This is a genomic window from Pseudoalteromonas sp. AWH4_217 (assembly GCF_056161105.1).
The window spans coordinates 136774-160726 of sequence record NZ_JBSWYM010000013.1 but is presented as its reverse complement, the minus strand read 5'-3'; the positions used below and the strand labels follow the sequence as shown (position 1 = coordinate 160726).

The window sequence follows — 23953 nt, the reverse complement described above, 5'->3', positions numbered from 1 at the left end:
TAGACCAAGAATGAATAATAGACGTTACCCCCTGACATCATCTCAGCAACCAGTCTGGATGGAGCAAGTATTCAAGAGTGAATCCCCACTGTACAACGTTGGGGGTCGGTTTGTATTAACAGGGGCACTGGACCCGATACGCTTTAAGCATGCACTGGATCACGTCGTGGCGCACACAGATGCTTATCGTATCAACCTGGTACTGGAAGACACCCAACCCTGGCAAATCATCAATGATGATCTGGAACTGGACTGGAAGTGTATTGACCTCAGTGGCTATACGGATGCGCATCAGCGTGCAGCAGACTATTGCCAGACTCAGATGTCTACCCCCTTTGATATTTATGGCCCTTGTTTATGGCGTATCCACTGGTTAAAAATCTCCGAGCAGGAGAGTGCCATGTGTATGGTGTTCCACCACCTGATAGTGGATGGCATCGCGGGCAGTCTGTTCCTTGAGTACCTCAGTGAAACGTATCTGGCGATGGATGCACAGGGGCATTTCATTAAAGAAGTGCCAGAACGCCCGTCGTACAGCGAGTTTATTGAAAAAGACCAGGCCTATCGGCAGAGTAGCCGGTTCGAAAAAGACCGGGCTTTCTGGCAGGAAAAGTTTAAGGCCTTACCCGATCCGCTGCTGCTGAAGAAAACCAATCAGTTTGATGACCAGCCATTTGCCCGTCGCGAATACGAATTTACCCAGCAGCAGTACAATCAAATCGGTGCGGTTGCCGCGCGTTATGGCTGCTCGGCAACACACTTTTTCACCACCCTGGTCGCGGTGTATTTTTCGCAGATGAATGATAAGCGTGATCTGGTCCACATCGGAATGCCCGTCCACAACCGCAGCTCGGCTAAATTACGTCAGACTATAGGTATGATGGCGTCGGTGATCCCCGTTGGCGTGGCCTTTTCTCGTACCGATAGCTTTGCTGACACCTTTAAAGCCGTGGCTGCCGAGCTCAAACGCAGCTACAAATATCAAAAGTATCCGCTGCATGAAATGATCCGCGACCTTCGGCCGATGAATGAGGGTGAGGGCCAGTTGTTCGATATTCAGCTGTCAGTGGAAGATCACCCTTCCGATACCCAGTTTGGCGAAGTGTCCAGTTACAAGGCGGTACTGAACAGTGGCTTTAGCTCATACCCTTTGTCTATTTATGTGCGCAGCCATGATAATATTAATAACGTCCATGTTGAGTTTAACTTTGACCGAAACTTCTTCAACGAGGATGAGATTGATGGCCATGTCAGTCGTCTGACGACCATGATTGCCGATGTGGTAACCAACCCAACCATGCTGATTGGTGATTACACGTTAGCCACTGAGCAGGAAGTTGAACAGCAGCTGTTCGACTGGAATGGCAATCAGGTTGACTATGCCTCTCAGTTAACGATACAGCAAGTGTTTGAGCAGCAAGTTGCTGCCACGCCTAAACACTGCGCCCTGGTGTTTGGTGAGACGTCCCTGAGCTACCAGGCACTGAATGAACGGGCCAATCAACTGGCGCACTATTTAGCGCAACAAGGGGTTATGCCGGGCAGCTATGTTGGCGTGTGCATCAATCGCTCCATCGAAATGATGATAGCCATCCTGGCGACTCTAAAAGCGGGTGGTGTTTACGTGCCCCTGGATCCCAATTACCCGGTAGAGCGCCTTGCTTACATGATGGAAGACTCCGCAGTCAGTGTGATCCTGACCAATGAGCGGTGTCGTGAGTCGCTGGCATTTGCCGCTGACAAAGTGATTTCGCTGGACACCCAGACTGGACAATGGGCTCAGTGTGGCCTGGACAACCTCAGCACAGAGATACAGCAACACAGCGATGAGCTGGCATACCTGATTTATACGTCGGGGTCGACGGGCAAACCTAAGGGCGTGATGTGTACCCACCGTGGTATTGTCAATCTGGCGCAGAATCAGCAAGCCCGGTTTGCCATCACGCCACAAAGCCGGGTATTACATTACGCGTCAATCAGCTTTGATGCAGGCACCTGGGACTGGGTGATGGCGCTGCTGAACGGCGCAACTCTGGTGATCAGCAGCGATGAAGCACGTCTTGAACCGGCCAAAGTGGCCGATTTATTTGTCCAGCAGCAGATCACTCATGTGACCTTGCCTCCGGCGTTTTTGGCGACCATGGAATATCGCGAAGACTATGCATTGCAATGTCTGATTGTGGCGGGTGAGGCCTGCGAGCAAGAACTGATGGACTTATGGTCCTCACGTTATGGTTTTTATAATGCCTACGGTCCGTCTGAGGCATCGGTGTGTGCCACTGTATGTCAATTGATGCCGGGTAATGCGGTTCGCATCGGTAAGGCGCTCGATAATGTGTCTTTGTTTGTCCTGGATGAATATCAAAAAATGCTGCCGGTTGGCTCTATTGGTGAGTTGTATATCGGTGGTGCCGGATTGGCGCAAGGCTATCTGAATCGCCCTGAATTAAGCGAAGAGAAGTTTGTCGCTAATCCCTTTTATCAGCAAAACCCGCAGACCGGAGCGCGTCTGTATCGCAGTGGCGATCTGGTTCGTTATTTGCCGGATGGTGAGCTGGAGTTTGTCGGGCGTGCTGACGATCAGGTTAAAGTGCGCGGGTTCCGCGTCGAGCTGGGAGAAATTGAGCACGGCCTGAATAAACTCTCGGCCGTGCACTCATGTGTGGTGCTGGCAAAGCGCCAGGGTGGCACCAATCAGTTACTGGCCTGTGTGATCCCGGAGCAGCCGGTGGCAGAGTCGGAGCAGGCTGAGTTTGTCTTTGCTCTGCAACGAGAGCTAGAGCAGGGGCTGCCAGCACACATGGTGCCGGGGCATTTTACATTGCTGACTCAGTGGCCACTGACCCCGAACGGTAAAATTGATAAGAAAGCCCTGCTGGCGTGTACAACCATTGCGCTGCAGGGGGAATATCTTGCACCACAAACGGATACCGAAATTACGTTGGCGGCCTTATGGTCTGAGTTACTCAAAGTCGATGATGTAAGCGCGACTGCCAACTTCTTCCAGCTGGGCGGCCATTCCCTGTTGCTGATGCAACTGGCCAGTCAGCTGCAAAGTCTGGGCTGGCAGGCGCGGGTTCACGATCTGTTTGCCACCGCGTCGTTGCGGGAAATGGCAGAACTGCTGGACAGGCAGGGTAAAGATGGCAGCACGTTTGAAGTGCCGGCAAATGGCATCCCGGCTGATTGTGGCTATGTGACGCCTGAGATGCTGGATCTGGTTGAGTTGAGCCAGCATGAAATCGATGAGATTGCCGCAAAAATACCCGGTGCACACCGCAATATTGCCGATATATACCCACTGGCACCCCTTCAGGAAGGCGTGTTATTCGTGCATACCTTAAACACCCAGGCTGACCCGTATGTTACCACAGCGGCGTTTGAGTTTGCCGGATCTGAACAGCTTGCGAACTTCCAGCAGGCGCTGCAACGTATGCTGACAACCCACGATGTGCTGCGCACAGCGGTGATGTGGCGCGAGCGCGAAACTGCTGTGCAGGTGGTGATGCGCGAAGCAAAGCTGAGCGTGTCGCATCTGGTATTTGATACTGAGCAACCGATCAAAGCCGCATTTGAAGCCTATGTGGCTGAGCATCAGCACACTCTGGACCTTGAACTGGCACCACTTATCAAGTTGGCTGTTACAGAAGCCTGTGACGAGGGCAAGTGCTACGCATTATTGACTTTCCATCACCTCACAACGGATCACGTTTCACTGGATATCCTGGTATCCCAGTTACAACAGCTATGTGATAAACCCGGTTCGGCATTGCCCACGCCCTTACCTTATCGTGCCTTTATCGCGCATACGCTTGAACACAATCGAGGGCTTGACGTAGCCGGATTCTTCTCGGCGCAATTGGGCGATATAGAAACCCCCACACTGCCTTTTGGTCTGAGTGAGGTGACAGGCAGTGGTGAGACTATCGTTGATCACCATGACACATTATCGATTGAGTTGAGTGACGCAATCCGCACCCTGGCACGGCGTGAAAGACTGAGTCCGGCAGCCCTGTTTCATCTGGCCTGGGCGCAGGTGATAGCCGCCTGTTGTGGGTCGCAGGAGGTGGTATTTGGCAGTGTGATGTCTGGCCGGATGAATGGCATGGCGGGCATTGAGACCATGATGGGAATGATGATCAACACCCTACCATTGCGTGTTTCACTGGATGAGGCTCCTGTGCTGACTCAGCTTAAGCGGGTCGATCAGAGTCTTAAAGCCTTGTTGCCTTACGAGCAGGTATCGCTGGCCGAAGCACAAAAATACAGTGGCCTGGCCAGCGGCGCAACCCTGTTCAGTGCCATGCTGAACTACCGACATTCTGCCGCGCAGGATGATATAACTACACTGCACGACAGCAATGTTGCCTGGACTTTACTGAGCGCCAAAGAGCGTACCAATTATCCGTTTGGCGTGTCGGTAAATGATTTAGGGCAAGGCTTCTCGCTGGAGTATCAGATTGACCAACAGGTTGATGCAAAGCAGATAGCGGCTTATCTGACCAATGCGCTGACAAATCTGGTGACAGCATTAGAAGAGACACCGGAGCAAACCGCTGCTTACAGCGTACTGCCCGAGCAGGCACAGCAACATCAGCTGGTGCAGTGGCAGGCGGATGAGCCCTGGTATCGCAGTGATATGCAGATCCAACAGGTGTTTGAAGCGCAAGCCGCAAAAACGCCGGATGCCATTGCACTGCAACTCAATGAGCAGACACTCTGTTATGGCGAGCTCAACGCGCAGGCTAACCAGCTGGCACATTACTTACGTGAGCAACATAACGTGACTAATGGCACTTTAGTGGGCCTGTTCATTGGCCGCTCCATTCAATTGGTGGTGGCGACGTTGGCCATTTTGAAAGCCGGCGGTGCCTACTTGCCATTAGAGCCCAATTACCCCCAGTCCCGGCTTGAGTATATGCTGGCGGATAGCGGTGCGCAGGTGATATTGACTGAACAAGCGCTTTGCGAACGGCTCTCGTTCAGTGGTGCAGAGTTAGTGTCCGTGGATAGCCACAACAGCCGGTTTGCTAAGTACGGTACGGATAATCCGCTCTGCAATGACGCGCAGTCACCGCAGTCTCTGGCGTATGTGATTTATACTTCGGGCTCAACCGGAAACCCTAAAGGGGTCATGACGCCGCATCGTGCGGTGGTACGTCTGGTAGATAGTCCTGACTTTATTGAGCTGGGGAGTGACACGGCGTTTTTGCAATGTGCCAATATCGCCTTTGATGCAGCAACCATAGAGATCTGGGGACCCTTGCTCAATGGCGGTCGTTGTGTGCTGTTCCCCGATGAATATATGACGGTAACACGTCTGGACGAGGTGATCCGCGAACAGCAGATCACAGCCATGTTCCTGACCACCGGGCTGTTTGATGAGTGGAGCCGCACCGGGGTAACTCAGAATTCATTGCGTTGCGTGTTGTCCGGTGGTGAATCCGCGCGTCTGAACAGCTGGGAAAAAGCGCTGGCCAGTAACCCAAACTGTCAGTTTGTTCATGTATATGGACCCACAGAGAATACTACCTTTTCCACCTGGTATGTGGTCAATACTGACGATATTGCCCGTGGCGTGCTGCCGATTGGCACCGGGGTTTGCGGTGATCGTTGCTATATTCTGTCTGCACAGCAGCAGTTGTTGCCGGTGGGCGCTGTCGGTGAGCTTTATCTGGGGGGAGCCGGATTAGCTCTGGGATACCTGAATCGCCCTGAACTCAATACTGAGCGTTTTATTGATAATCCCTTTGTGAATTTACCGGGACAGTCTCAGTATCTTTATCGATCCGGCGACCTGGTACGCTACGACGAGCAGGGCCAGATTGTGTACGTTGGTCGGGTAGACGACCAGATTAAGATCCGCGGATTTCGCGTCGAGTTAGGAGAGATTGAACACGCACTTAATTCGCTGGGGCAGGTTGAGCAGGCCTTAGTGATTGCTCGTAAAGACCTCAGCAATAATGCCATGATAGTGGCCTATGTTGAGCCTGCAACTCAGGTGCCAGAGGGCCAGACACTGAGTCACTGGTTAAGTGAGGCACTGGGCGATAGTTTACCGGCCTACATGGTTCCGGGAGCGTTTGTAGCAATGACGCAATGGCCACTCAATGCCAATGGCAAAATTGATAAACGCGCGCTGCCAGAACCAGATATGGCCGCAGGGCAGGGCCTGTACGAAGCGCCTGAAACAGACACGGAAATTCTGCTCAGCGACATCTGGTCGCAGCTGCTCGGTATTGAAGCGAGCAACATCAGCCGCACGGCGAACTTCTTTGAACTGGGCGGACACTCACTGCTGGTGATGAAGATCCATGCCCGGCTTAAACAGGCCGGGTTTACGGCAGAAGCGGCAGCTATCTTTAAGGCCCAGACACTGGCTGAAATGGCCAGCACAGTGAGTAAGCTGGAAGAAGAGCTGAGCTGGCAAGTGCCCGCGAATGGGATAACGGCTGATACCACGGTTATTACGCCACAGATGCTGCCACTGATCTCTCTGAGCCAAAGCGAGATTGATTCAGTCTGTGCGCAGATCCCCGGCGGTGTGCAAAACCTTCAGGATATCTATCCGCTGGCACCACTGCAGGAAGGCATTTTGTTTGCGCATTCTTTGCAACAAGAGTTTGACCCCTATGTGATTTCTGCGGCACTGACCTTTGCTGATGACACCAAGTTTGAGCGCTTTGTTACGGCGCTGGAGCAGGTTGTCGCGCGCCATGATATCTTGCGTAGCGTGATCCTCTGGCGCGGTCGGGACAAAGCGGTTCAGGTGGTTCAGCGCGAGGTAGGCAGTCTGGTTGAGTGGCTGGACTTTGGTGCCGAGCAAGATGTGCTGGTGGCTTTTAATGACTTTGTTGAACACGGCAATCATAAAATTGATGTCGAGCAGGCACCTTTGGTACGCATGCAGGTTGTTCGGGACGAGGCCAGTGGCAAAGTCCATGCTTTGTTTAAGCATCATCACCTGATCACCGACCATGTGTCGGTTGAATTGATTCTGGAAGAACTCGCCATATGTGTGGCGGGTGAGCAGGAAAGCTTGCCACCTCAGGTGCCGTATCGCGAGTTTGTTGCCAAATCACAACACATTGCTAAAACCCTCGACAGCGCGGCATTTTTCTCGGCCCGTCTGGGTGATGTTGATACGCCAACCTTACCTTTTGGCCTGGCTGATACGCTGGGGGACGGGTCGAATTCGCAGGAGCTTAGCTATGCGCTGGCCCCTGAGCTGAATGAACGAATTCGTCAGTTGTCGCGCCAATTACAAATGGGCCCGGCAGTACTGTTCCATGCCGCCTGGGCACAGGTGCTGAGCCACTGCTGTAATATGCAGGATGTGGTCTTTGGTACTGTTCTCTCCGGGCGTATGAGCGGAGAGGCGGGCGTTGAACGTATGCTAGGTATGTTGATCAATACCTTGCCGGTGCGTGTCCAGCTGGCGGGTGTAGATGCCAGAACTTTGCTGACTCAGGTGCACGAGCAGCTGCAGGGATTGATCCCCTATGAGCAGGTGGCACTTGCCGAGGCGCAGCGTCATTCGCAAGTGGATGCCAGTTCGCCGCTGTTCAGCACCACGCTGAACTTCCGTCACTCTGAAAACCTTGATGAGCAACAAAGCAGCCTGTACGACATTGCAGCAGTGCGTGAGCGCAGTAACTATCCGCTGGATCTGTCGGTCAATGATTTTGGTGATGCGTTCACCCTCGATTTCCAGGCTGATACGCGTGTGCCGTTGGCGCTGGTGGCAGATCTGATGAATACCGCCATCGACAACTTATTACACCATGTCATGCGCGAATCAGAAGAATCACCGGCTCAGTGGACAGCCTATTCTGCCGAGCAGCGCCAGGCATTACTGAGTGCACAGCTGGGGCCGGTTGTGGATTTACCACAAGCTTCGGTACATCAGCTGTTTGAGCAGCAGGCCGCGAAAACCATGGACAGAGTGGCCGTCAGCTATGACGATGACATCCTGACCTACCATTTACTCAACGAGCGCGCTAACCAGCTGGCACACTATTTACGGGCCGAGCATCAGGTGGGCCCGGATACTTTGGTTGGCCTGTGTGTGGGTCGCTCGCTGGAAATGATGGTGGCCGTGCTGGGCATTCTAAAAGCCGGCGGCGCCTATGTGCCGCTGGACCCGGATTATCCGCAGGAGCGTCTGGCCTATATGGTCGAAGACACCGGTCTGTCTGTAGTGCTGACCCAGCAAAAAGTGGCTGCCATGCTAAGCGATTTTAACGTCACACCAGTGCTGCTGGATGATGCCAGCCAGTTCGCAGGCTACCCAATCTGCAACCCGGATGTGGCGCTAAGCCCGGAGAGCCTGGCCTATGTGATGTATACCTCGGGCTCAACCGGTAATCCCAAGGGTGTGATGATAAGCCATCACAACCTCATCAATTTTGCCGCTAACTGTGAGCAGCGCTATGAAATCACCGAAGCCGACAACGTGTTGCAATTCTCTACCATGAACTTCGATATTTTTGTTGAAGAGTGGCTGGCAACGTTAACTCAGGGCGCCACTCTGGTGCTGCGTGATGAAGAGGTGTCGCTGAGCCGCGAGGCCTTTATCACCTTCTGCGACAGCCATGCTATCAGTGTGGCCAGTCTGCCAACGGCGTTCTGGCATATGCTGGCGCTGAGTGAAGCGGAGCTTGAAGCGCTGGCACTGCGACTGGTGATTGTCGGCGGTGAAGCGCTGGATAAACAATCGGTGGCGTCGCTTAAACCGGGCTTTGTGCTGCTCAATACCTATGGTCCGACCGAGACCACGGTCACCGCATCGGGCTATGCCATCAGCGGTGGCTACGATGCGCCTCGAGCAGTGCCCATTGGCCGTGCCAACGTGAATACCGCGACCCTGGTGCTCAGCGAGCAGCTGACCTTGTGCCCGCCGGGGGTGGTTGGTGAGTTGTATGTCAGTGGTCAGTGTCTGGCCAGCGGTTATCTGCATCAACCGGCACTCACCGCCGAGCGATTTATTGATAACCCCTATTTTGACCCGGCCAATCCTGCGCTGAGCGCCCGTTTATACAAAACCGGCGACTTAGTGCGCATGGGCGCAGATGGCGAAATTGAGTTTGTCGGGCGCAGCGACGATCAGGTCAAAATCCGTGGTTTCCGGGTCGAACTGGGTGAGATTGAAACTCAGCTGATGAGCCATGAGCTGGTCGAGTCGGCGGCGGTACTGGCCGAATCTGGCGCTCTTGATGGTACGAACAGAGGCGGCAAGGTACTGCGCGCTTTTGTGAAGGCCAAGAGCGAGCAGGCCAACGACTTAATTGATGCACTGCAACAGCACCTGAGCGGCAACCTGCCGGATTACATGGTGCCCTCGGCCTACAGTTTTGTGGACCAGTGGCCGCTGACCGCCAATGGCAAACTGGACAAGCGAGCGTTGCTGGCCCTGCCTGTGAAAACGGTGGAGCAGCCTTATCAGGCACCGCAAACCGACGCCGAAAAAATGGTGGTAGAGATTGTCGCCTCACTGTTGTCGCTCGACGTCGCTGAGGTGAGTGTCCACGCTAATTTCTTCGCGCTGGGTGGCCACTCGTTACTGATTATGCAGCTGGTCAGTCAGTTGCGCGCACGTCAGTATCAGGCCGACGTGCAGGCCCTGTTCAGGGCACACACGCTACAGGACATGGCACGCCAGGTTCGGGCACTTGGGAATGAGGAATCAAGTTGTGTGCCCGCCAATTTAATTCCGGCGGACTGTAGCAAAATCACCCCGGAGATGGTGACGCTCACTGAGCTGGATGAACAACAACTCACCGATATTGCGGCGACCATTCCTGGTGGCATGGCTAATATTCAGGACATCTACCCGCTGGCACCGCTGCAAGAAGGCGTGCTGTTTGTACACACCATGAGTGAAGGGCAGGACCCGTATGTCACCAGCACCACCTTTGAGTTCGACAGCCGCGAGTCGCTCGAGCGCTTTAAGTGGGCACTGAACACCCTGATTGCCCGTCACGATGTGCTGCGCACCGCGATTTTATGGCGTAACCGTACCACTGCACTTCAGGTGGTACAGCGTGAGGTGGAGCTGCCCGTGACTGAGCTGGACTTTAGCGGGGAAGCGGATGTCTGGAGCGCATTTAGCGCGCATGTGGCTGAGCAGCCGCTGTGGATTGAGCTGGAAAACGCGCCGCTTTTACAGCTGAGCGTGTGTGAAGACGCCGCGCAGGGCAAGCATTATGCGCTGTTGTGCGAGCACCACCTGATCTCAGATCACGTGTCGCTGGAGATTCTGGTCCATGAATTAACGGCGCTGCTGAATGGCAATGAAGCCAGTCTGGGCGAGCCGGTGCCTTATCGGGAATTTGTCGGTCGCACCCTGGCGCGCACCGCGAGCCTGGACACCGAAGCCTTCTTTACCCAGATGCTGGGGGATGTCAGCGAACCCACCTTGCCTTATGGCCTGACCGATGTACTGAATGACGGCTCGGGCATTGAGACCGTACATGTCACGCTGGGTGAGGCGCAGGCGCAGCGTATTCGCCGTCTGACCCGCCAGTATCACAGTAGTCCGGCGGCGCTGTTTCATCTGGTGTGGGCCAAAGTGCTGGGCGTGTGTAGCGGTCAGTCGGAGGTGGTATTTGGTACTGTGTTATCGGGTCGAATGAGCGATGATGGTCTGAGCAGCCAGCTGATGGGGATGATGATCAACACCCTGCCGCTGCGGGTGTCGCTGCGCGAGCAGGATACAATGAGTCTGCTGGCACAAATTAACGACGACCTGCGTGCCTTGATGCCCTACGAGCAGGTGTCACTGGCCGAGGCGCAGCGCTGCAGCTGCGTAAGTGGTCAGCTCCCCCTGTTCAGCGCGATGCTGAACTATCGCCACTCGGCAACAGAGGAGACACAGCTGGAACAGGATGCCGGATTCAAGGTGATTGCCAGTGAAGAGCGCACCAACTATCCGTTTAACCTCTCGGTGGATGATTTCGGTGATGGCTTTGGCTTTGAGCTTCAGGTAGATAAACGCGCCCCGGCGGCGCGCATAGCACAGTACCTGCAAGTGACCCTGACTCAGGTGCTGGATTTACTGGACAGCCAGAGCAGCACAGTTGTGCAAAGCCTGTGTGTACTGGATGAGACCGAGCGTACGCAACAATTGCACAGCTGGAATGACACCGCGCTGGATTACCCGCGTGAGCTGTGTATCCACGAGCTGTTTGAACAGCAGGCAGCGGCGACGCCGGAGCAGGTTGCCCTGCGCTTTGGTGAGCAGACCCTGAGTTATGGTGAACTCAATGCCAAAGCCAACCAGCTGGCCCATTATCTGCGTGCAGAGCACAATATCGGGCCGGATTCGTTAGTGGGTTTATGTGTTGAGCGCTCGCTGGAAATGGTGATCGGGATTTGGGGCATTCTCAAAGCCGGCGGGGCTTATGTGCCGCTGGATCCTAACTACCCGCAATCGCGCCTGGCCTATCTGATTGAGGATGCCAGTCTAAATGTTGTATTAAGTCAACAGAATGTTGCAGAAGAGGTAACGCTGGGGTATGCTAACATCGTTTTACTGGACGCACCAGAGTCTCATAATCACGACATAATTTCGGCTTATCCTGCACACGATTTAACGCGAGCAGAAACGGGTGTGTGTGCCCAGAGCCTGGCTTATCTGATCTACACCTCAGGGTCGACGGGTAAACCAAAAGGCGTGATGATTGAGCATCGCAATACAGTGGCTATGTTGCAGTGGGCGAAACAGGCATACAGCGATGCAGAGCTGGATAAAGTGCTGGCATCGACGTCACTGAACTTTGACTTGTCGATTTATGAGCTGTTCTTACCGCTGTGCTTTGGTTATCAAAGCGTGATAGTGAACAATGCCATGGCACTGGCCGAACAGCAGCTTGATATCAGCATGATCAACACTGTGCCGTCGGCAATGAAAGCCTTGCTGGAAGTGGGGGCGGTGCCGCAAGGGGTTAAAGTGATTAACCTGGCGGGTGAGCCACTGACCGCGCAACAGGTGAATCAGATTTTAGAAGCGTGTCCGGGGGTTGCCGTATGCAACCTCTATGGTCCGTCGGAAGACACCACTTATTCGACGGCGGCGCGTTTTACATCTGCCTTGAGTCAGGTGCCGGATATTGGTCGGGTGATTGCAAACAGTCAGGCGTATGTACTTGGCTGCGCACAAGAACTGTTACCTACTGGCAGTGTGGGTGAGCTTTATCTGGGTGGTGCCGGTGTCGCGCGAGGGTATTTGAACCGTCCTGAACTGACGGCCGAGCGCTTTATCGACAACCCTTACTATGAAGCGGCGGGTGTTAATAACAGCAAGCGCTTATATCGCACTGGTGATTTGGTCCGTTATCGCGAAGATGGTCGTATAGAATTTATTGGCCGGATAGATGATCAGGTCAAGATCCGGGGCTTCAGGATAGAGTTGGGTGAAATTGAACACCGGCTCAATAACCATCCCGAAGTGGTGACGTCTTTAGTGATGGCCCAGGAACACACAGGTGGCGGACAATATTTGGTGGCGTATCTGCAGCCTTGTCTCACGCGTGAGACAAAGGAGGTAACACAGCAGCAAGCCTGGTTGAGTGATGTTAAGAATACGCTGGAATGTGAGTTACCGGCACATATGATCCCGGGCCAGTTTGTGCTGATAGACGAATGGCCGCTGACGCCAAACGGAAAAATAGATAAAAAAGCCCTGCCAGTGCCGCAAGGTATGCTGGCAGGACAAGAGTACATTGCACCACAAAGCGACACAGAGCATGCTCTGGTGGCAATCTGGGCTGAGTTGCTTGGCCTGGACCGAGAGCAGATAAGTACCAGCGCTAACTTCTTCGAGTTGGGCGGGCACTCTCTGTATCTAATCAAGCTGGCGGGGGCGATTAAAACCCAGTTCGAAATAGAGCTGACATTACGGGAAATTTACGAAGCTGCAGAATTAGCGGTCCTTTCACAGGTAATTGAGAGCAAGCAGGCCCAAAAATATCTCGAAGACAAAAAAGCCAATGAATCGGTAATGATGAGTGGAACACTATAATGATTGCACAATTAGTTAAATCGGCAGCAGACCAAGGCGTTTATCTGTATGCCAAAGAGGGCGCGCTACATTTTGACCTGACTGTGAGCGAATTTCCGGCCACACTGAAGCAGGACATCATAGCAAATAAGGCCGAAATCATCGCATTTCTGTCTCATGCACAAAGCGCAGACAGCGAGTCGCAAAGGCCGCAACCCGGACACTATCCGGATGGCTGCGTCCTCTCTTATACTCAGCAGCGCTTCTGGCTGCTGGAGCAAATGCAATCAGGTCAAAGTCAATACAATATGCCTGTTGCGCTGAATGTTGAAGGCGCACTGGAACTGACTTTGGTTGAAAAGGTGCTCAGCACTATCGTGGCACGCCATCAGATCCTGCGCACCGTTTATCGTGAGCTGGATGATGAAGTGCGTCAGCATGTTTTGCAAGACAGTGATGTTACTCTGAGCTTTGTCGATCTCAGTGACTGTGAAGGTGAGCAACAGCAGGCACAGTTGTCTCAGTGTCTGCTTGAAGAGGCACAGCGTCCATTTGATTTGACCCAACAACTTTCGATCCGCGGTCAGTATCTTAAGCTTCAGGGAACCGGCCATACTCAGCAAGGCGTGTTGTTGCTGACGCTGCACCACATTGCTTCTGACGGCTGGTCTATGGATGTATTGATCAATGAGTTTGTGACTCTGTATCGGGCCTATTCAGCTGAGCAGGTAAACCCGTTACCTGAACTGGCACTGCAATACGCCGACTTTGCCGTGTGGCAAAGAGACAAAATGCAGGGCGGCGAATTTGAGAAGCAACTGACATACTGGCAGCAGGCGCTGGAAGATGCACCGCTGGCACACAGCCTGCCGACCCAGCATCATCGCCCGGAAGTAAAACAAACACAGGGGGCACATGTCACTGCCACCTTGCCTGCGTATGTAGCACAGCAACTGGGCGAGGTGGCCAGACAGGCTCATCTGAGCCCGTTTATGTTGATGCACGCTGTTTTGGGTGTAGTACTTAGTCGTCACAGCAACCAGTCAGACATTGTCATTGGCACGCCGGTGGCAAACCGCGCCGATGAGGCTCTGAGCCCGTTGATTGGTTGTTTTGTCAATACCCTGGCACTGCGCCTGAACACCTGTCACAGCACTCTGGCCGAGTACTTTGCTCATGTTCGTCAGGTGCATATGAACGCCCAGGTCAATCAGGACGTGCCTTTTGAGCAGCTCATTGATGCCCTGAATCTGCCACGTACTTCGTCTTATACACCTTTGGTGCAGATCATGCTGACCACCAATGACAAGTTTACCGACGGCGCCGATGAATCATCTTTACTGAATCTGCCAGACTTGAGCCTGTCTCCGCTTCAGGGCAGTCATCCGGCCATCAAATTCGATATGGAAATTGCGCTGAATATTAGCGATAAGCAGATTGAGACCATCTGGAACTACGACGTGGCCTTGTTCGGCGCTGAATTTGTAGAGCAGCTAAGTGAACACTTTAATAATGCCTTGATAGCGTTGGCGGATATGAGCGCTCAGACACGTAGCACCTTGCCTTTGAATCGTCTGTCTATTCTGGGTGACAAGCTCGAATCCTATCTGATCGATGGTCTGAATAACAATGCTGCGGATTATCCAGTCGATAAGTGCATTCATCAGGTGTTTGAAGAGCAGGCGCTGCAAACCCCGGATCAGCTTGCCGTTAAGTTCGGCAATAAACAGCTGACTTATCGCGAACTGAATGAGCGTGCCAATCAGCTGGCGCACTTCCTGACTCGTGAATATCAGGTGACGCCGGATACCTTTATCGGCTTATGTGTTGAGCGCTCGCTGGAAATGATCATAGGTACTCTGGCCATCCTCAAAGCCGGTGCGGCATACGTACCACTGGATCCGGCATATCCGCGTCAGCGTGTCACCTATATGATGGAAAACTCCGGCGTTAAAATCATCCTTTCAACCCACTTTATTATTGAGCAGCTTGACTTAACCGATTATCACAGCGTCTGCATTGATGGCCTGGGTAATGAGCAAGTAGTACAGACCTTTGTCGATTACCCCACCCACAACCCAAGCGAGCTGGTAACGGGGCTGACGTCGTCAAACCTGGCCTATGCCATTTACACCTCAGGTTCAACCGGCAAGCCAAAGGGCGTGCTGCTTGAACACAAAGGGATAGTGAATATTGCATTTAACCACCGCCATTATTTGAAAGTCGATGAGCAAAGCAAGGTCTTGCACTTCGCCTCTATGAGCTTTGATGCAGGGACCTGGGAATATGTGATGGCGTTGCTGAGCGGCGCCACTCTGGTAATTGCCGACAGCGTTCAGCGTTTGTCTCCGGAGAGTATAGGTCAGCTGCTGCACAGTGAAGCCATTACCCATGTGCTCTTGCCACCGGCGTTCCTGGCCATGATGGAGTTTCGTGATGACTTAGCGCTTAAAGCGCTGGCCGTAGGCGGTGAGGCCTGCGATCAGGAAGTGGTGGAGCAGTGGGGGGGTACCTACCGGATGGTCAATGCCTACGGCCCGACTGAGATCTCTATCTGCGCAACCTGGGCTGAATTGCGTCCCGGACAGAAAGTCACCATAGGTAAGCCCCTGAAAAATACCAGTGCCTTTGTGCTAGACAGTAATCAGGCCTTGTTGTCACCGGGTGTGGTGGGCGAGTTGCATATCAGTGGCGTTGGTCTGGCGCGGGGCTATCACCAGCTACCTGAGCAAACCGCAGAGCGGTTTGTGCCGAACCCTTATTTCGATGGCCACAATAAATGTGTAACCGAAACCTTGTATAAAACAGGGGATCTGGTCCGCTATTTACCCGATGGCGAGCTGGAATATTTGGGTCGTATCGACCAGCAGGTCAAGATCCGGGGCTTCAGAATCGAAGTTAGTGAAATAGAAGGCTTACTGAGTGAGTGCCTTGATGTGGATGCTGCGGTGGTCACTGTTGCGACCAGTGCAACGGGTGCCAAACACTTAGTGGCCTATGTGCAGCTTAGTGACCAAACCGCTGTTAATACTGCCTCTGGCCATGAAAATATTAATGACGATATGGTAGTGATCCAGCGGATCAAAACAGAACTGGCAGACAGGCTCCCTGATTACATGGTACCCGGGATGTTTGTGCCAGTATCGCAGTGGCCTTTGACCAGTAATGGCAAGATTGATAAACGGGCGCTGCCCGAGCCGGACCTGGCCGCCGTTGAAGGTGAATATATTGCGCCTGAAACACACAGCGAACAACGCCTGGTTGCCATCTGGGCGCAATTACTGCATTTGCAGGAAAGTGAAATAAGCACCTCGGCCAACTTTTTTGCGCTGGGTGGTCACTCCCTGCTGGTTAGTAAGCTGGTCAGAGCTATCACCTCGGACCCGGAATTACAGCTACAACAGATAGACATGCAGGACATTTTTACGGCGCAGTCGCTGGCCCAGCTGGCCCAGCACATCGACTTGTTGCGAATGCAACAGCTCAATACACGGGCGGCAGACAGTATCTGCGATCAGGATTTAGTTGAGGATGGTGAGATTTAATGAATGTACATCAGGCTTTCGAGTTAGCGATATCACAGGGCGTTCATCTGTATGTCGAGCAGGGCAAACTCAAGTTTAAAGCAGCAAAAGGCAGTATGACTGATGAGCTGAGAAGCGCACTCAAGGAAAACAAAACTCAGCTTATTGAGCTGTTGAGTCAGCAGGCAACAAAAGCAAATGCGTTGAGCCAATCCGGGGACGCGATCCCCGCTCTGGGGTTAACGCAAAGCGTTTTGTCTTTTTCGCAGCAGCGCCTGTGGTTCTTAGAGCAACTGCGAGGGCCATCGGCTGAGTACAATATCCCCCTTGTACTGGATGTGCAGGGTCGTGTGGATTTAGCGGCCGTAGAGGATGCATTCAACGACATAATGGCGCGCCACACTATTTTGCGCTCCGGTTACTGTGATTCTGAGGATGGACCTGAACAGACTATCCGTGATGATGTGGCGCTTAATATTCAGCAAATTGATTTGAGCAATAGCGACGACCAGGCTACAGAGGTGGCTGTACACGTAGAACGCGATACCCTCAAACCGTTTGATTTAACTAAAGATGTTCTGTTCAGAGTGACCTACCTGTGTACTCACCAGCACAATGATGGCACCCAGCAGGGCGTGTTACTACTGAATATGCATCATATTGTATCGGATGGCTGGTCGATGGAAATTCTGACCGGTGAGTTCGTTCAGGCGTATCAGGCCAGAGTGAGCGGACAGGTCGCCAGCTGGGCACCTTTGCCATTGCAGTATATTGATTATGCGCACTGGCAGCGTGAGACCCTGACCCCGCAAGCGCTCGCTGAGCAGCTGTCATACTGGCAACAAAGTTTAGCCGGTGCACCCGCGGTACACGGGATCATGCCAGATTTTGAACGGCCGGCCACTAAGCAGCTGCACGGTGATCTGGTACGCAGTGAGCTGGGAGCCGCTGAGGCACAAGCGCTGCAAAACTTAGCCCGACAGCATCAGCTCACGCCCTTTATGCTCATCCACAGTGCACTGGCCTATGTATTATCACGGCACAGCAACAGCAATGATATTGTCATAGGCACGCCCATCGCCAACCGGGGACACGCAGAGTTAGAGGGCTTGATTGGTTACTTTGCTAATACCCTGGTACTGCGAGTCAACACCGGGCAGCACAGTATTGGCGATTATTTTGCTCATGTGAAATCGGTACACCTAGGCGCTCAGGCCAATCAGGATGTGCCTTTTGAGCAGTTGGTCGAAAAGCTCAACGTTCCCCGTAGCGGCGCCCATGCGCCGCTGTTTCAGATCATGCTGACCACCAATTCTGATTATGGTGTCAGAGATCAGCAATTAGCACTGGATGGCTTGCGCATTTCACAACGTCCTGCCAGCAGTGTGACGACTAAGTTTGATCTGGAAATCGAAGTTGCACTAAACGAGCAGGGCGTGGCGATAGAAATCACCTATGATACCGCTTTGTTCCGTGCACAACGTGTCAGCGCTATTGCTAACCACTTAAACACCGTACTTGCGCAACTGGCAGCATTGACCCCAGCTGAGTTATTAGCCAAGCCTAATACGTTGAAACTACTGTCCGACACTGAGCGTCAACAACAGCTGCTGGATTGGAATGACACGGCGCTGGATTACTCACGCGAGCGCTGTGTGCACGAACTGTTTGAACAGCAAGCCAAAGCTACACCGGATGCTATTGCCCTGCGCTTTGACGGGCGCACCATGAGCTATGAGGCGCTCAATACCAAAGCCAACCAATTGGCGCATTATCTGCGTACTGAGTATAACATCGGCCCTGATACTCTGGTTGGCTTGTGCACCGAGCGCTCATTTGAGATGGTGATTGGCATCTGGGGTATTTTGAAGGCCGGTGGTGCGTATGTGCCACTGGACCCGGAACTGCCATCAGGTCGGCTGAATTATTTAATTGAAGATGCCTGCGCCAATGTGGTGTTGAGTACACAAAGGGTGATTGAACAGGTGTTACTGGGCGATGCGGCGGTCATTGCACTGGACAACTTCGACTTTGCTGCATACTCGGGTTCGAATATTGCGGTGAGCGACATCGGCCTGACAGCCAATCATCTTGCCTATGCTATTTATACTTCGGGCTCCACAGGTAAACCCAAAGGTGTGTTGCTGGAACATCAGGCGCTGCATAACCGCATCGACTGGATGGACAATGAATACGGGTGTGAGCCACAGGATAAAATCTTACAAAAAACGCCCTACAGTTTTGATGTTTCGGTATGGGAATTCGTCTGGCCTATGCTCAAAGGGGCCGAGCTGGTTATCGCTAAACCGGGCGGACACAAAGACCCCGCTTATCTGAGCGAGCTGATTGAGAAAACGGGTGTAACTAAATTGCACTTTGTTCCCTCTATGCTGGGTGTGATGCTGGAGCATGGCGACCTGGCCAGGTGCAGTACTATCAGGCAGGTGTTCTGTAGTGGAGAGGCCCTGCAGGTAAGCCATGTAGAGCAGTTTAAAGTCCGGCTGCCCGAGGCGCAGCTGCACAACCTCTATGGTCCGACGGAAGCAGCCATCGATGTCAGCTACTGGGATTGTGCTTTGCCTCATGGCAGCAGCATTCCTATCGGTAAGCCCATCCAGAATATTCAGCTATACATACTGGACGATGGGCTTAATCTATTGCCACAAGGCGCCTGCGGCGAGTTACACATTGGTGGTGATGGCCTGGCAAGGGGCTATCATAACCGTCCTGAGTTGACCGAAGAGCGCTTTATCGCTAATCCAATTTATCCGCAAAGCCCTGGTAAACGTCTGTATAAGACCGGCGACCTGGTGCGTTTTCGTGAAGACGGCAACATTGAATATATGGGGCGGCTGGATCATCAGGTCAAGATCCGGGGGCAGCGCATCGAGTTGGGTGAAATCGAATACCACATTGGTGAGCACGCACAGGTCGATTCAGCCCTGGTCCTGGCAATGAAGGATGATAAAGGTAATCAGAGACTGGTTGCCTATGTTAAGCCGTCCATTGAATTGACTGAAGACACACAGCAGGCGCTGATCGCTTCCGTGCAGGAACAGCTGGGTGAATCGCTGGCCGATTATATGATCCCGGCAAATTTCGTATTGTTAAACGAGTGGCCACAAACGCCCAACGGTAAAATAGATCGTAAAGCGCTGCCAGTGCCGCAAAGTCTCGGTTATGAAGTGGCATATGTGGCCCCCGTCACCGAGCAGGAAAAGGTGTTGGCCGAGTTATGTGCTGAGCTGTTAACCCTTGAGCTTGCCGAAGTCAGCATGGCCGCCAACTTCTTTGAGCTAGGCGGGCATTCACTGATGGTGATGGAGCTGGTCAGCAGGTTGAAAAAGCAAGGCTGGAGCACCTCGGTACAGGCGCTGTTTAATGCCCGGGTGTTGGGCGAAATGGCCAAAACCATTACGGATGGCACACAGCAGAGCGCCCCTGAACTGCCGCAAAATGGTATCCCGGCGCAATGCACACTGATCACCCCGGACATGGTAACGCTGGCCTCGATGACTCAGAGCGAGCTGGATTCGCTGGCACAACGTGTTCCCGGCGGAGCAGCTAACATCGCGGATATCTATCCGCTGGCTCCTTTGCAGGAGAGTATTTTCCTGGTTCATAGCGCGACGGAAAAAACCGACCCTTATGTGACCACCATCACATTGGAGTTTGGCTGCAAAGATGAAATTGACCGGTTTGTCACACGTTTCAATCAGATCATTGCACGCTATGATGTGCTGCGTACATTGGTCGCGTGGCGCGAGCGTCAAGCCCCTTTACAGCTGGTATTGCGCCATTGTGAATTGCTGCCAACCTGGTTGTCGTTCTCTGGTCAGCAAGATGCCAGACAAAAACTCGACGCTTACGTTACACAGGGCATACATCGTATGGATCTGGAGCTGGCGCCTTTGGTGCAACTGGAGCTGGCCCACGACCCCGTCACAGATAAATACTGTGGCGTGCTTAAAGAGCACCACATTTTGCTCGATCATATCTCAGTTGAAATGATTATGACTGAGCTGGCAATGGATGAGCAAGCCTTCCGGCAATTGCCAGAACCTTTGGCGTATCGACAATTTATTGCTCAAACACTGCACAATGCCGGGCAGCTCAATACCCGTGACTATTTTACCGAGCAACTGGGTGATATCGACACGCCCTGCCATCCGTTTGGGCTGGACAGCACCCAAGCCGATGAGCTGCATTGTAACGATTTGCATGTTGAGCTGACTCTGGAGCAATCGCAACAGATCCGCACCCAGATGCAACAGCGTGGCATGAGCCCGGCGGCATTTTTCCATCTGGCCTGGGCCATGGTGGTATCGGCCTGTAGTCAGAGCCGGGATGTGGTATTTGGTACTGTGTTATCGGGCAGAATGAGCGCTCAGCAGGGCATAGAGCAGATGATGGGCATGATGATCAATACCTTGCCTCTGCGTGTTAATCTGGCAGACAAAACGGCAGCAGCGCTGTTACAGCAGGTCGATAAGTCTCTGCTCGGGTTAATGCCTTACGAGCAGGCATCGCTGACTGAAGCGCAGGCATGCAGCGGTGTCAGCACACAAACGCCGTTATTCAGCGCCATTTTCAATTATCGTCACTCCCGTCTGGCTGAAGCGTCAGCGCAAGGCGGCGCGCAGGCCACAGCCGCCAGAGAGCGCACTAACTATCCATTTAACTTATGTGTTGATGACTGGGGTGAGGGTTTTTCTTTCAATCTGCAGGTTGAACGCTCTGTCGACATTAACGCGGTGGGAGACTATGTCACATGCGCCATCGAACAGTTACTGAGTGCACTGAATCATGAATCAGATACACCTGTGGCACAGCTGGCGGTACTGACTGAGACACAGCAGGATGCCCTGATGCAGGCGAATGTCGGCGAAGTGGTAAGTATAGATAGTGTAAGCAGCATTCAGGCCCGATTCGAGCGTCAGGTGGCCAGAGTTGGCGAGCGCACTGCACTGGTGTACCAACAAGAGTCGCTGACCTATCATGAACTGAACGCGCGGGCGAACGCACTGGCACACTACCTGATTGACGCACACGATATTCGCCCGGATACTCTGGTAGGCCTGTGTGTGGGTCGCGGCGTTAATATGATTGTGGGCATACTGGCAATACTTAAAGCCGGTGGTGCTTATGTGCCGCTTGATCCAAATTACCCGCAAGAGCGTCTCGATTTTATCTGTCAGGATGCGGGCGTGGCACTGGTACTGAGTGAAGATCAGGTGGCTGATGGGTTAGCGATACAAGACACGCCTGTTGTCGACCTTAATCAGCTGACACTAACCAGCTACAGCACCGATAATGTGCAGCTGGCAGCGCATACATCAGACAATCTGGCATATGTCATTTACACCTCAGGCTCCACGGGCAAACCAAAAGGGGTGCTGCAAACCCACCGTAATGTGGTCCGTCTGTTTGATGTGACTCAGCCCGATTTTAACTTCAGTGAAGACGATTGCTGGTGTGTGTTCCACTCCTTTGCCTTCGATTTCAGTGTCTGGGAGATCTGGGGCGCCTTGTTGTTTGGCGGCAAACTGCTGATGCCGAGCCTGGATGAAGTCAAAGACAGTCAGTTGTTCGTAAAACTGTGTCAGCGCAACGCACTGACTATTCTTAACCAGACGCCGAGTGCCTTTAAACAGCTCACCGAATATCTGGTTACGGCCCGGCAGGCGCTATCCTCATTGCGTAGCATCGTATTTGGTGGGGAAGGGCTTACGCCAAGTCACGTTACCCAGTGGTGGACGCATTTTGCACAGCAGCAAACTGAGCTGATCAACATGTATGGGATCACAGAAACCACAGTACATGTGACCTATAAACGCATTGAGCCAGGTGCGCAAATCAATATCGGCAGACCGCTGCGCGATCAGCATATTGTATTGCTGGACGACGCGTTAAAGCTGGTACCTAAAGGGTGTGCGGGCGAAATCTATGTCGGCGGGTCAGGCCTGGCACTGGGCTATCTGAACCGCGAAGCACTCAGTGCAGAACGTTTTATTGACAACCCATTCGACAGGGGACGCTATCCCTGGCTGGGTGAACGCTTGTATCGTGCTGGCGATTTGGCCCGTTATGACGAGCAGGGCGAGCTGCATTATCTGGGCCGTCAGGATGACCAGGTGAAAATTCGCGGTCACCGCATTGAACTGGGCGAAGTTGAAAACCGTATCGCCGAGCTGGCTTTGGTTGACTCAGCCCTGGTACTGGCTGTACCTGCTGTGGATGGCACACTGCAACTGGTTGCCTATGTCAAAAGTGCGCAGGACAGTGCTGATGAGCACTGGCTGAGCCATTTAAAAGAGGCGCTTGGTGAGCAGTTACCGGCATACATGCTACCAGGCGCTATCGTCACTGTGCAGCAATGGCCGCTGACAGCCAATGGCAAGGTCGACAGGCGCGCCTTGCCTGCGCCAGATAGCGGACTTGCGCAGCAAGCGTATGTTGCCCCGCGTAATGATACCGAGTACACCCTGGTTGGGATCTGGGCCGAGTTGCTTAAGCTTGAGCACAGTCAGGTTAGCGTCGAGGTAAATTTCTTTGAACTGGGTGGACATTCCTTATTGCTGATGAGGTTGCTTGCAGGGATCCGCGAGCAGCTCAACTGTGAGCTGAGCGTGAAGGATATCTTTGCGGCCACCACCATTGCACAGCTAGCGCAGCGGGTCGCGCAGCAGGCCGATACTGAGGTGCTGCCATCCATTGTCGCGCAACCTCGTGAGGCAAATGCCCGTCTGCCGTTATCGTTTGCTCAGCAGCGTCTGTGGTTTATCGATAAACTCAATGGCAGTAGCGCCGAGTACAATATGCCGGTGGCGTTTGATGTTGATGGCGTATTAGACCTGGATGCGGCACAAGCCGCGTTAAATCGCCTGATTGCTCGACATGAAGCGTTACGCACCGTGTATCTGGAGCAGGATGCCGAGCCTGTCCAGCTGATCCGCAGTAAGGCGCAGTTGACGCTGACCCTGCATGACTTAAGCGACCTGAATGAGCACACCAAAGCAGACCGCCTCAGTCAGTTGCTCAAAGAAGATGCGTTAACACCTTTTAAGCTGAACAGCGACCTGATGCTGCGTGCTCAGTATATTTTGCTGAACTATGCCGATCAGGGCGAGGCGCAGCGTGGTGTGCTGGCGTTCAATATGCACCATATTGCCTCGGATGGCTGGTCAGTTGAGCTGATGTCGAACGAGTTTATGGCGCTGTACGAAGCAGCCACTCAGGGCACCGAGGCTGCCTTATCGCCTTTAGCTATCCAGTATGCCGATTATGCCTTGTGGCAACGCGACTGGCTGAGTCAGGCACAAGGGGGAGCAAAAGCGCTGGAAACACAACTCAATTACTGGCGTGAGACATTGGCTGATGCGCCGGCGGTGCATGGTCTGCAACTGGATAAAGCTCGTCCGGAAGAAAA

3 protein-coding genes (1 of these 3 cut by a window edge) are annotated in these 23953 nt (G+C 53.2%); all 3 read left to right on the top strand.

Annotation, left to right across the window (positions count from 1 at the left end; genetic code table 11):
• Positions 1-10: 10 nt before the first annotated feature.
• Tightly spaced (each overlapping or abutting the next), the 3 genes in view from ACXAH1_RS16810 to ACXAH1_RS16800 form a layout consistent with a single transcriptional unit that may run on beyond the window.
• Positions 11-13021, top strand: coding sequence for an amino acid adenylation domain-containing protein (locus ACXAH1_RS16810; protein ID WP_475198256.1), 13011 nt, complete (start codon positions 11-13; stop codon positions 13019-13021).
• Entirely contained in the window at positions 13021-16545 is a 3525-nt protein-coding gene (locus ACXAH1_RS16805) for a non-ribosomal peptide synthetase (protein WP_475198254.1), read from the top strand. Before ACXAH1_RS16810 ends, ACXAH1_RS16805 begins: the two co-directional genes overlap by 1 nt.
• Positions 16545-23953, top strand: the 5' portion of a protein-coding gene (locus ACXAH1_RS16800) for an amino acid adenylation domain-containing protein (RefSeq protein ID WP_475198253.1). The gene runs 2599 nt beyond the window's last position; only the first 7409 of its 10008 coding nucleotides appear in the window; its start codon is at positions 16545-16547; its stop codon lies beyond the right edge, outside the window. Before ACXAH1_RS16805 ends, ACXAH1_RS16800 begins: the two co-directional genes overlap by 1 nt.